Source organism: Candidatus Palauibacter irciniicola (assembly GCF_965208695.1).
GTDB classification, from domain to species: domain Bacteria; phylum Gemmatimonadota; class Gemmatimonadetes; order Palauibacterales; family Palauibacteraceae; genus Palauibacter; species Palauibacter irciniicola.
Window position 1 is genome coordinate 402,964 of record NZ_OZ242352.1, and the last position, 12,951, is coordinate 415,914.

The following is a 12,951-nucleotide window of genomic DNA, read 5'->3' on the forward strand; positions in this document are numbered from 1 at the left end:
TCGCGCGGCGCGATCAGCGCGGGATCACCCGCACGATTCTTCCCTCCGGGTCGACGAAGACCAGCGGCCCTCTCCAGATGTCGTCTCCGTAGGGAATCCGCGGCGCCGCTTCGAGCGCCCGCGCGAGGTCCGCGCCGGGCAGCCGGTAGGGCTCGGCCAGCGTCGGATCGACGTCATAGCCGAGGTCCGCGAGGGATTGGATGGTGATCGCGCTCAACGGTTCACGCACGCCGATGAACAGGGACGACGTCATGAGTTCCAACGCCATGACCGATTCCCGCCAGTGGCTGTTGCGGCTGCCCGCGCTGCCCGTGTTCTCCACCGGCACCTTGGCGCCCGCGTAGCCGGTGCCGCCGGCGTCGTCGAACGCCGCGATGGCCCGCCGGCCGGCGAAATGCGTATCGGGTGTCCGGGTGTCCATCGCGGGGTTGCGGAGGAGTCCGCGACGATCCCAGATCGCTCCGATTCCCAGCACGTGTCCCATCTCGTGGAGGACAAGTTCCTCCAGGTCGCCGGTCTGCTCGAGCCGCTCGAGGTCGGCGGCGTCGAGTTCGATGCGTCCGTAGAAGGGGAACGAACTCGCCCGGAGCCAGCAGGGCCCCGCGCGTCCGAGAACCCGGCCGGGACCGTCGATTTCCGCCACGGCCACCACGGCGATCACGTCGTCGACCGTCCCCACGAATCGCTGGAACCTCGGGTCGCCGCCACAACCCACGGTCCGGTCGAGCGGTACGTCCGGGAGGTCCGTCGGCGCGAGGATCGCCATCCAGCGCTCCGCCGCGGCCCGGACCGCCGCCTCCTGGCTGGCGGTCACCGGAGTCGCGAACACGACTTCGATCTGGAAGCCGCCCGGCGAGGAGGTCCGGACCGTCACGCCGAACGAGGATGTGGCGGTCAGCCCTCCGGGATCCGTCGCCGTCACGGTCATTATGGCCGCGCCCGCCGCGAGCGCGGAGATCGTGACGGAAGTGCCGGCCGCCGAGGCGCTGGCGACCCCGGCGTTCGAGGACACCGCCGAGTAGGTGAGCGGGTCGCCGTCGGCGTCGCGGAAGTAGGCCGACACGTCCACCGTCGCCGTCTCGCCGGCGGACATGGTCTGGGCGGGGATCTCGCCCACGGGCTCGGGCTCCCGGTTGGGTACCGTCACCTCGAAGCGCTGCTGCGCGGCCAGCCCCTCTGGGTCCGTCGCCGTTACGACGATCGTGACCGTGCCGCTCGCGAGCCCGGTGACCGCGACGGAATTGCCCGACGTGGAGGCGCCGGCGACTCCGGCGTTCGAGGACACCGCCGCATAGGAGAGCGGGTCGCCATCGGGGTCGCGGAAATGGGCCGACACGTTGACGGATGCCGTCTGGCCTACGAACACGGTCTGGGCGGGAACCGCGTCCACCGCCTCGGGCGCCCGGTTCGGCACCGTCACCTGGAAGCGCTGCTGCGCGATCAGGCCGGCCGGGTCGCGCGCCGCCACCGTGATGGTGACGAGGCCCTTGGCGAGCGCGATGACGGCGACCGACCCGCCTGACACGGAGACCCCGACGACCGCGGCGTTGGACGACGCCGCCTCGTAGGAAAGGGCATCGCCGTCCGGGTCTCCGAAGTAGGGGGACACGTCCACCGAAACGGTTTCACCGATGGAAACCGTCCGCTCCGGGATCGTCCCTACCGCCTGAGGCACCCGGTTCGGCGAGTCCGGTCCCGTGGCTCCATCGTCGCCGCAGGCGGCAGCCCACGCGACGACGACCGCAACGAGGCCGCAGGTCCGTCTCCGTTGAGTTAGCCGGCAGCCCCGCATCCTACCGTTCGACGGGACTCCTCACCTCGACGGACTCGACGACGATCCTGAACCGTACGACCGCGCGTACGGGGGGCTCCTTCGATGGTTCCGGGAGAGGGTTCGAGGCCGCTCCCCTCTCGCTTTCCGTTCCCGCGCTTCCGCGGTCCCTCGGCTGCCCGTCGGCCGACTGCTGAGAAGTGCTGGCCGGCACCGTCAGCACGTAGATCTCGTTGTTGCCGTCGCGGGAGGATCTGAAGGCTATCCTTGTCCCGTCCGGCGACCATGTGGGTTCATAGTCGGCGGCGGAGTTGTTGGTCAGGTTTCTTGCACCGGTCCCGTCCGCGTTCATCACGTAGATTTCTCCGTTGCCGTCGCGGTTCGAGCTGAAGGCGATTCTGGTCCCGTCCGGTGACCAGGCGGATCCACCACCGTCGGAGTTGTTCGTCAAGTTGGTCACGCCGGTGCCGTCCGCGTTCATTACGAAGACCTCGTTGCCACCGTCGCGCGTGGACCAGAACGAAATCCTGGCCCCGTCCGGCGACCAGGCGGGTTGACCATCAGTGGCGGAGTTGTTCGTCAGCCGCGTCACGCCGCTGCCGTCAGCGTTCATCACATAGATCTCGCTGTTGCCGTCGCGGGAGGATCTGAAAGCGATTTTGCTCCCGTCCGGCGACCACGCAGGCTCACTATCCCACCAGCCGTCGTTGGTCAGGTTGACCGCACCGGTCCCGTCTGCGTTCATCGCGTAGATTTCGGGGTTGCCGGGGTCGCGGCCGGAAACGAAAGCGACCTTGGTCCCGTCGGACGACCATGTAGGAAGACCATCGAAGGCCGAGTTGTTCGTCAGATTCACCACGCCCGTCCCGTCCGCGTTCATCACGTAGATTTCCCCGTCCCCATCGCGGTCGGAGTCAAAAGCGATCCTGGCTCCGTCGGGGGACCACGCGGGGTTGGAGTCATCTGCGGAGTCGTTCGTCAGATTCGCGACCACGCTTACCGGCACGCTCTGCGTCGCGGTCAGCCGTCCCGGGTCGCGCGCCGTCGCCGTGATCGTGGCCGTACCCTGCGCCACTGCACGGATCGTCAATACGCTCCCCGACACCGTCCCCCCAGCCACGGCCGCATTGGAACTGGTTGCGGCGTACACCAACGCGTCGCCGTCCGGATCCGTGAAGTAGGACGCCAGGTTCACGCTCGCCGTCTGTCCCGGGGCGAGGCTCTGGGCGGGAATCGCGTTCACCGGCTGCGGTGCGCGGTTGGACGTTGTCACTGTCACCGCCACGCGTTGCGTCGCGGTCAGCCCTCCCGGGTCGCGCGCCGTCGCCGTGATTGTGGCGGTTCCCGACGCGACGGCGCGGATCGTCAACACCCTTCCCGACACCGTCGCCGCGGCCACGGCCGGAGCCGACGACGCAGCCGTGTACGACAGCGCGTCCCCATCCGGATCCGTGAAGTAGGCTGACAGATCCACGCTCGCCGTCTGTCCCGGGGCGAGGCTCCGGGCGGGTACCGTGCCCTGCGGCCGCGGCGCGCGGTTGGACGCCGAGATCGTCAACCTGACGGCGCTCGAACAGTTGTTGGCGGTGTTCGTCTCGCCGGTCACGGGATCGACGCACATCCCGAAGTAGGTGCTCCCGGTCGGCGCGCCCGCCGGCACGGAGATCCTCAGTCGGACCGTCGCGGTGGCCCCGGGCGCAAGCGCTTCGACCGCGATGGCTTCGCTCGCCACCCGATCGGACGTCGTGATCGTGGGGTCGCTCGACTCGTGCGCCCTCGAGTTCGTCGCACTCGAGGCGGCGTCGCCCGCGTTCCCGACCGTGAACTCCACGACGCCCTCGCTGCCCGGCGCTACCGTGATCGCGTTCCGGTCCACACCGACCCACACCAGGTCCGGAGCCGTCGCTCGGCTCACGCTCACCGGCACGTTCTGCGCCGCCGTCAGACCGCCCGGATCTCGCGCCGTCACGGTCACTGTCGCCGTGCCCGGCGCCACTCCGGTCAGCGTCAGACTGCTCCCGGACATCGCGGCGGACACCACCGCCGCGTTCGACGTCGCCGCCGTGTAGGTCAACGCGTCCCCGTCCGGATCACGGAAGTACGACGCCGCGTCCAGCGTCCCCGTCCGCCCCGGTTCGAGGCTCCGGGCCGGTATCGTGCCGACCGTCTCCGGCGCCCGGTTGGGCGTCTGCACCGTCACCGCCACGCCCTGCGCCGCCGTCAGGCCGCCCGGATCGGTCGCGGTTACCATCACCGTCGCCGTGCCGTCCGCGACCCCGACCATCGTCAGAACGCTCCCGGACATCGAGACCGACACCACCCCCGCGGCCGACGTCGCCGCCGCGTAACCCAGTGCGTCGCCGTCCGGATCGCGGAAGTAGGAGGCCACGTCCAGCGTCGTCGTCTGGCCCGTGTTCACGCTCTGGGCCGGTATCGAACCCACCGTCTGGGGCGCCCGGTTGGGCGTCTGCACCGTCACCGCCACGCTCTGCGCCGCTGTCAGACCACCGGGGTCGGCGGCCGTCACCGTCACCGTCGCCTGGCCGTCCCCCACCCCGACGAGCGTCAGGCTGCTCCCGGACACCGCCACCGAGACCACGGCCGGGTTCGATGTCGCGGCCGTGTACGTGAGCGCCCCTCCGTCCGGATCGCGGAAATACGCCGCCACGTCCAGCGTCGCGGTCTCACCCGTGTTCACGCTCTGCGGAGGGATCGCGCCCACGGTCTGCGGCGCCTGGTTCGGCGGCGGAGGCGGAGGAGGAGGCAGCGGGTTTTCTCCGCCGCAGGCCGCCGCCGCAAGGCCGAGTCCGGCCCAATACAATGCCAGCCGGCCCGCTCGGAGCCGGTGCAACGTTGTGAACCGCACCGCTCGGTTCGCGGACCCGGCGTCAACCGTCATCGCGCTCGCCTCCTCGCCTTCCACTTACCTCGACGGACTCGACGACGATCCTGAACGGTGCGACCGACCATGCGGGCGTCGCGGTCCTGCCATCGCCCGACTGCGCGTCGGCCTGCGAATCGCCTGCCGGAACCCACATCACGTAGATGTCCAGGTTGCCGTCGCGGTAGGAAGTGAAAGCGATCCGGGTCCCGTCCGGCGACCACGCGGGCTCTTCGTCATGGTCGGAGTAGTTCGTCAGCCGCGTCTGGCCGCTGCCGTCGGCGTTCATCACATAGAGTTCCCGGTTGCCGTCGCGGTCGGAGCGGAAAGCGATCCGGGTCCCGTCCGGCGACCACGCGGGGCTGACGTCAGATCCCGAGCTGTCCGTCAGCGGCGCCTGGCCGCTGCCGTCGGCGTTCATCACGTGAATCGCATAGTAGACGCCGCGGTAGGACTCGTAGGCGAGCCGGGTCCCGTCCGGCGACCACGCAGGGGCAGCATCAATGGCGGAGTAGTTCGTCAGCCGCACGGGGCCGCTGCCGTCGGCGTTCATCACGTAGACTTCATCGTTGCCGTCGCGGTCGGAATTGAAGGCGATCCGGGTCCCGTCCGGCGACCACGCGGGGCTAACGTCACCCGCGCCGTTGTTCGTCAGCCGCACCTGGCCGGTACCATCGGCGTTCATCACGTAGATGTCCCAGTTGCCGTCGCGGTAGGAGTAGAAGGCGATACGGGTCCCGTCCGGCGACCACGCGGGGTCAAAGTCATTGGTGGAGTTGTTCGTCAGCCGCGCCTGGCCGCTGCCGTCGGCGTTCATCACGTAGATTTCCCAGTTGCCGTCGCGGATCGAGTTAAATGCAATCCTGGTCCCGTCCGGCGACCATGCGGGGCCACCATCGGCCGTTGGGTTGTCGGTCAGCCGTGTCAGGCTGGCGGCCACGGTGACTGGCACGTTCTGCGCTGCGGTCAGCCCTCCCGGATCACGCGCCGTCACGGTGATTGTGGCCGTGCCCTGCGCCAGGGCGCGGATCGTCAATACGCCTCCCGACACGCTCGCCACGGCCACGGCCCGATTCGACGACGACGCCGTGTACGACAGCGGGTCGCCGTTCGGGTCCGTGAAGTACGACGACAGGCCTACGGAAGCCGTCTGTCCCGGGGCGAGGCTCTGGGCGGGTATCGATCCCACCGGCCGCGGCGCGTTGCCGGACGCGGAGATCGTCAGCCGGACCGCGCTCGAGCAGTTGTTGGTGGTGTTCGTCTCGCTCGTCACCGGATCGACGCACATCCCGAAGTAGGTGCTTCCGGCCGCGGCTCCTGCCGCAACGGAGATCCTCAGCCGGACCGTCGCGGTGGCCCCGGGCGCAAGCGCTTCGACCTCGATGTCGTCGCTTGCCACCCGATCGGACGTCGTGATCGTGGCGTCGTTCGACTCGTGTGCCCTCGAGTTGGTCGCGGGCGAGGCGGCGGCGCCGGTGTTCCGGATCGTGAACTCCACGACGTCTTCGCCGCCCGGCGCCACCGTAATCGCCTGCGGGTCCACGCGGATGAACACCAGGTCCGGGACCCTCGCGCCGCTCACGCTCACCGCCACGCTCTGCGCCGCCGTCAGGCCCCCCGGATCGCGCGCCGTCACGGTCACCGTCGCCGTGCCCTCCGCCACGCCCGCCAGCGACAGGCTGCTCCCGGATGTTGCGGCGGACACCACGGCCCCGTTCGACGTCGCCGCCGTGTACGTCAGCGCGTCGCCGTCCGGATCGCGGAAGTACGGCGCCACGTCCAGCGTCGCCGTCTCCCTCGCGTTCACGCTCTGCGCCGGAATCGAGCCCACGGCCTCCGGGGCGCGGTTGGGCGTCTGCACGGTCACTGCCACGCCCTGCGCCGCCGTCAGGCCCCCGGGATCGCTCGCGGTCACGGTCACCGTCGCCGTGCCGTCCGCCACTCCGACCAGCGCCAGGCTGCTTCCCGACATCTGGACCGACACCACCCCCGCCGCCGACGTCGTCGCCGAGAACCCCAGCGCGTCGCCGTCGGGATCGCGGAAGTAGGACGCCACGTCCAGCGTCGTCGTCTGGCCCGTGTTCACGCTCTGGGCCGGGATCGAACCCACGGTCTCCGGGGCGCGGTTGGGCGTCTGCACCGTCACCGCCACGCTCTGGGCCGCCGTCAGGCCCCCGGGGTCGGCCGCCGTCACCGTCACCGTCGCCGTGCCGTCCGCCACCCCGACCAGCGTCAGGCTGCTCCCGGACACCGCCACCGAGACCACGCCCGGGTTCGACGTCGCCGCCGTGTACGTCAGCGCCCCTCCGTCGGGATCGCGGAAGTACGCGGCCACGTCGACCGTCGCCGTCTCACCCGTGTTCACGCTCTGGGGAGGTATCGCGCCCACGGTCTGCGGCGCCTGGTTGGGCGGGGGAGGCGGCGGTTCCGGAGGCAGCGGTTCCCCGCCGCAGGCCGCCGCCAGGCCGGTTCCAACGAGAAACAAGGCCAGTCTGCCCGTCCCGGTTCTGTGCAACGTGCGAACTTGCACGGTTTGCCTCCCCCTCATCTCGTCAACTCGCACCGCTCAACTCGGCCAGCTTTGCGCGGGCCTCGCGGGCGGGTTCGAACCCCTCATCCGCGGGTTCCCACGCCGCCAGCGCGCTCCGGACATGCTCGCGGGCGCCCTCGATGTCGCCGTTCGCCTCCAGTACGAGGGCCATCTCCAGATGTGCATGCGGGTCCGCGGGGATGCGGCGCAGCGCCTCGCGCAGTTCCGTTTCCGCCTCCCCGAGACGCCCGGCCCCGCGGAGCGCGCGTCCGGTCTCGAGGTGCAGGTTGCGGCCGGGGTCCAGCGCCATCGCCGCGCGGAAGCGCGCGACCGCCGCGTCGTAGTCGCCTTCCAGCTCGTCGATCCGCCCGCGGTCGGCGATCAGCAGCGGCCGCTGCACGCCGAAGTCGTTCGCCTCCATCGCGTCGATGGCCGCGTCGTACGCGAGGCGCGCCGCCTCGCCGTCCCCGGCCCCGAGCGCGATGCGGACCCTCCAGCGCGGCACCTGGAACTCGGCCAGCGCGGGCGGCAACTGCGCCTGCAGGGAGTCGAGAAGGAGGGCCGCGTGTCGGTCACGGCCCGCCTCGAGGTAGAGGTCGATGTCCGCGAACCGGTCCTGGGCGATCTCGACCGGCGCCAGGATCTGCGAGACCTCGTCGAGCCACGCGTGCGTCGTTCCGATGGCCTCGTCGATCTGCCCCCGGAACCGGTAGTACGCCTTCAGGCCGTCGAGCGCCGCGGCCCGCTGTTCCGGCGTGTCGGCCAGGCCCAGCGCCTGTTCGTACCCCCGGCGCGCCTCCTCGAAGCGGCCCGTGTCGAGGTCGATCGACGCGAGGTCCGCGGCCAGCTCCGGCAGCGTCGGCGCGATGATCATCGCCCGGCCGAGGTGCTCCCGCGCCCGCTCGTGCTCCCCGCGCCGCCGGTCGATCCGGGCCATCTCTACGTGGCCCGTGACGTCGTCCGGGAACTGCTCCACGTATCGCCCCAGCGCGCTCAACGCGAGCTCGTACCGCCCGAGCCTCCGGTGGACATCGGCCATGTCCATGAGGAGGGAATGCTCGCCGGGGCTGAGGCGGTACAGGGTGCCGAGCGTCTCCAGGAGCCCCTCCCAGTCCCCCCTGAGGGTCTGCACGAGGCTGTAGTAGCCGAGCGCGGCCGTGTCCTCGGGGTAGAGGTCGACCCACATCTCGATCACGGCCCAGGCCCGGTCCGCCTGCTGCGTGATGAAGTAGTAGTCGGACTTCACCATGAACCCGGCGCGTTCGGGCAGGCGGTACGCGTTGTCGACCGCCATCGAGATCGGGGCGATGGCTTCCTCGGGCTCGTTGGCGGCGAGAAGCAGCAGAGCGAGTTCGTACTGGGCGAGCGCGAACGTCGGGTCGAGCGTGGTCGCCACGTCGAACTGTTCGATCGCGGTGTCGAGGTCGAGGGTGGGGAGGAAGAGTTGCTCGGATGCGCGGCCGAAGGCTTCCCACGCCGCGTGGTTCTCGGTCAGGCGCTCGCGCACCGGCAGGTTCTGGACTTCCGGGCGGTCGGGGATCCGGAGCGCCTCGGCGAGCGTCGCGGACATCTCGTCGACGAGCGCGAGGAAGTCCGGTCCCTCATGCACGGTCTCGCTCACCGGCGACCCGCGGCGCGCCTCGTGCACCGTCAACGTCACGCGATAGCCGGCGTCCGAGCGGTCGACCGCGCCCGCGACCATGAACGGCGCGTGGAAGTCCTCGGAGATCTGCCGCCTCAGGGCCAGGGGCACACCCCGCAAGTCGGGCAGCCCGAGTTCGAACAGGCGGTGCGCGAACTCGCTTGGCGCCACAGCCTCGAAGAAGTCGTCGGCGGCGAGATCCAGTTCGAGCGCGGTGGGGGCGGCGTACGTGAGCCAGGCCTCGTCCTCGCCGAGCCCGGGGCCGGCATCGAACGGAAAGAGCGCCGCCCGCTTCCGGAACTCCGTCTTCGGGATGACGCGCTCGACGGTTTCCCCGTCTTCCGTCTCCACGGACACCGCCGTCGTTGCCGCCCCGAGATCCCGGCCGCCGAAGAGGAGGAACAGGGCGACCGCGGCGACGGCGAGATTGGCGGGAATCCCGATCTTCTCGGTCAGCGGCACGTCGTCCCGCCCCCGCCGGCCGTGGAACCACGCGAGCATGGCCACGCTCGGCACGAGGAGGAGGAGCGCGGTCATGACCACCCGCGTCCAGTGCGGAGAGAGGAGAAACTCGTCGACGAGGAACCCTGTGAACTCGATCAGCGCCCACGATCCGCCCGCATAGAGCGCGAGCATGTGCGGCACGCGCCGCTCCATGAGCTCCTTGGCCAGCCCGGTCACCCGACGGTCACGCTCACCGTCTGGGTCGCCGTCAGGCCGCCCGGGTCGGTGGCCGTCACGGTCACCGTCACCGTCCCGTCCTCCTCCGAGCCGGCATTGAGGACCAGGAGGCGATTGTTCTGCTCCCACATCGTGGCCACGACCACGTCGTCGTCGGAACTGCTCGCGGTGAAGGTGAGGGGATCGCCGTCCGGGTCGCGGAAGTACGAGGATATATCCAGCGACGTTTCCTCCCCGTATTCCAACGTCTGATCGAGAATCGTCCCCACGGCCTCCGGCGCGCGGTTGTCCGACTCGATGACCAACACCTCGACGTCGAGCGTCGCCGACAGTCCGGCCGGGTCCGTCGCCGTCACCGCGACGACCCCCTCCCCCGGCGCCACGCCGGTGACGGTCAGGACGTTCCCGTCCATGGTGCCGTCGACGATATCCGGGTTTCTCGACACCGCCGCGAAGCTGAGCACGTCTCCGTCCGGGTCGATAAAGTGCCGTCCCTCCACCATGTCGTGCATGTGCGACTGACCAGCGGGAAGGCCTTCGATACGCAGGCCCGACCTTACTTGCGGCGGGCGGTTTGCCGTCTGTACTACCGCGACCGCGACCGTCTGGGTCGCCGTGAGGCCGGCCGGATCCACCGCGGTGAGCGTGAGGGTCGCCCGGCCCAGCGACACGCCCGCGATCGTCACGATGCGTCCGGAAACGCTCGCCGCCGCCACGCCCGGGATGGTCGATCGCACCCGGTACGCGAGCGCGTCGCCGTCCGGGTCGCGGAAGTACACCGACGCGTCCAGCGTGTGGCTGGCGCCGACGGTCAGGCTGATCGCTGGAATCGTTCCCACCGGCTGCGGGGCGCGGTTGCCGACCCGCACGGCCACGGTCTGGGCCGCCGCCAGGCCGGCGGGGTCCGCCGCCGTCACCGTCACGGTCGCGCTCCCCACCCCAGCGCCGGTCACGGTCAAGACGGTCCCGGACATGGTCGCGGTGGCGACGCGCACGTTGCTCGACGATGTCGCATAGGTGAGCGCGTCCCCGTCCGGATCGCGGAAGTACGAGGACACGTCTACCGACCCGCTCCCGCCGACGGAGAGCCTCATGGCCGGGATGGTCCCCACCGGCTGTGGTGCGCGATTCGGCGTTGTCACCGTGACCGCCACCGTCTGCGTCGCCGACAGGCCGGCCGGGTCGGTCGCCTTCACCGCGATGGTCGCGCGGCCCCGCGCCGCACCAGTCACGGTCAGGGCGCTCCCCGACACGCTCGCCGTGACCACGGCAGCGTTGCCCGACAGCGCCGTATAGGTGAGCGGGTCCCCATCCGAGTCGCGGAAGTACGGGGACACGTCCACGGTCGCGGACTGGCCGACGGACACGACCTGCGCGGGCACCGTCCCCACCGCCTCCGGCCCCTCGACGCAGAACGGCCCGGGATGATGGTCCCCGATCCCCGCCAGCCACGTCCGGAACGCGGACGTGTCGGGCGCGCAGAGAGCGGCGTTCTCGTTCCACCAGAACCGGGCGAGCGAGAGATTCAGGAAGGTCGCGGGAAGCCGGCCGCTCAGCTCATTCAGGGCCAGATTGAGGCTGTTCAGGTTGGCGAGGCCGCCGAGTTCGGGCGGGATCTCACCCGTCAACCTGTTCGAATAGAGCTCCAGATCGAGCAGGGCGGTGAGATCGCCGAGTTCGGCCGGGATCGCGCCCGTCAGTTCATTCTTCAGCAGACCGAGATACCGAAGGTTTGAAAGAGCGCCGAGTTCGGGCGGGATCTCGCCCGTCAGGCGGTTCCCGCCGAGGTTCATCCAGTCGAGGTTGGCAAGGCGGCCGAACTCGCGCGGGATCGCGCCTGTCAACTCGTTATCGCCGAGGGACAGGGTCACAAGGGCAGCCAGGTTCCCGAATTCGGGCGGGATCGCACCGACAAGCTGGTTTCTCGGAACCCACAGGCTCCGCAGGTTGGAGAGGTCGCCGAGTTCGGGCGGGATCTCGCCGGTCAGTTCGTTGCCCTCGGCGGACAAGCTTTCAAGGGCGCTGAGGTTGCCGATTTCGGCCGGGATCGAACCCACGAGCCGGTTTCTCGAAACGAACAACCTGCGCAGGGCGCTGAGGTTCCCGATTTCGGGCGGAATCTCGCCCGACAGATTGTTTTCGTCGAGATGCAGCGCCCGGACCCGGCCGCGGCCGTCCGTCTCGTCGACGCCGTGCCAGTCGTGCACCGGGGCGTCCGTCAGCCAGCCGTCGTTGTTCGTCCAGTTCGGTCCGTCCGTCGCCTCGTAGAGCGCCACAAGTGCCGCGCGGTCCGCGTCCGGGCCTCCAACGCTCACGCTGCGGGTCGCCGCATCGAGCGCCGCGGCGACCTCCGCCACGTCGGGCACGGTGGCGCCGCTCCCGGTGCCCGTCACCTCCACCCAGTCGTGGAGCGCGGTGAGGCCGGCGTCGCCCTGGTTCACGAGCCAGACGCCGGTCACATGCTCCAGAACGTCCCGCAGGGGAACGTCGTCGACGCTGGAGTCGTCCAGGTTGAACCGGAAGAGCTCTTCGGAGTTGCCCGCTCCGGCGTACCCGACGAAGTCGACGCCTTCGTGCCCGATCACGATCTCCGTGAACTCGTTCGGCTCTTCGCGGATCGCCACCGAACTGCCGGACATGTTCGCGACCCGCACCCACTCGCGCGTGTCCCGGTCGAACAGGGCGAACTCGAAGTTCCCGGAGGTGCGGGACGCGTCGGCGGAGCGGTTCTGGTCCCTGCCCGAGTCGTCGATGGTCCGCAACACGAGGCGCGCGGCCGTGAACCGCCGGTGGCCCGTGACCGACACCACTCCCGGACTCGCCTTGCGCGTGGTCCGCCCCATCCTCGCCGCGACCATCCAGGAGTTCAGCGTCGGCGTCGAGGCGCGCTCGGCGACCCCCAGCCGACCCTGCGTTCGGTTCGTCACGCTGAGGACGCCGCCGCCGACGGAGATGCCCGTGTTGTTGCGCTCCGTCCAGTCCGCAAGGCTGGCGGCGGATCCGAAATCGTCCCCGAAGCTGCCGCGCACGGAGACTCCAAAGCTCTGTGCGGCCGTCCGGCCCCCCGGATCGGACGCCGTCACGGTCACCGACGCGGTGCCCGGTCCGACGGCCTCCACGTTCACCTGGCTGCCCGCGGCGCGCGCCGTGGCCACGCCCTCGTCGCTCGACTCCGCGGCATACGTGAGCGCATCCCCGTCCGAATCGCGGAAATTCGAAGACACGTCGACCGTGAACGACTGCCCGGCGTCGACGGTTCGGTCGGCAATCGACCCCACCGGCACGGGGGCCGTTTGTGGGGGCGGAGGTGGCGGGGCAGGCGGAGGCGGCGGGACGGCCGGGGGGGCCATCCCGTCTCCTCCGCACGCTGCGATCACCGCCAGGACCGCAGTCAGGCACGAGGCATGAGTCAGCCATCGCATGACTCGTGCCTCTCGCGGTCGGGC

5 protein-coding genes are annotated in these 12,951 nt (G+C 70.2%); all 5 read right to left on the reverse strand.

Annotated elements, in window-relative coordinates; all coding sequences use genetic code 11:
* Positions 1–13: 13 nt before the first annotated feature.
* Positions 14–1,675, reverse strand: a complete 1,662-nt coding sequence (locus tag ACOGI9_RS01700; protein WP_419858179.1) for an Ig-like domain-containing protein — start codon at positions 1,673–1,675, stop codon at positions 14–16.
* 118 nt (positions 1,676–1,793) lie between these two features.
* Entirely contained in the window at positions 1,794–4,670 is a 2,877-nt protein-coding gene (locus ACOGI9_RS01705) for an Ig-like domain-containing protein (protein WP_419858180.1), read from the reverse strand.
* Positions 4,660–7,137 (reverse strand): Ig-like domain-containing protein, encoded by a 2,478-nt coding sequence (locus ACOGI9_RS01710; RefSeq protein ID WP_419858181.1) that lies wholly within the window; start codon positions 7,135–7,137, stop codon positions 4,660–4,662. Before ACOGI9_RS01710 ends, ACOGI9_RS01705 begins: the two co-directional genes overlap by 11 nt.
* A 67-nt stretch (positions 7,138–7,204) precedes the next feature.
* Entirely contained in the window at positions 7,205–9,505 is a 2,301-nt protein-coding gene (locus tag ACOGI9_RS01715; protein WP_419858182.1) for a tetratricopeptide repeat protein, read from the reverse strand.
* Positions 9,502–12,927 (reverse strand): Ig-like domain-containing protein, encoded by a 3,426-nt coding sequence (locus tag ACOGI9_RS01720; protein ID WP_419858183.1) that lies wholly within the window; start codon positions 12,925–12,927, stop codon positions 9,502–9,504. The genes ACOGI9_RS01715 and ACOGI9_RS01720 overlap by 4 nt, the downstream gene beginning before the upstream one ends.
* Positions 12,928–12,951 lie beyond the last annotated feature (24 nt).

Coding starts and splice junctions, on each gene's coding strand:
- ACOGI9_RS01705 (WP_419858180.1), bottom strand. CDS start 4,670: ATGACGGTTGACGCCGGGTCCGCGAACCGAGCGGTGCGGTTCACAACG.
- ACOGI9_RS01720 (WP_419858183.1), bottom strand. CDS start 12,927: ATGCGATGGCTGACTCATGCCTCGTGCCTGACTGCGGTCCTGGCGGTG.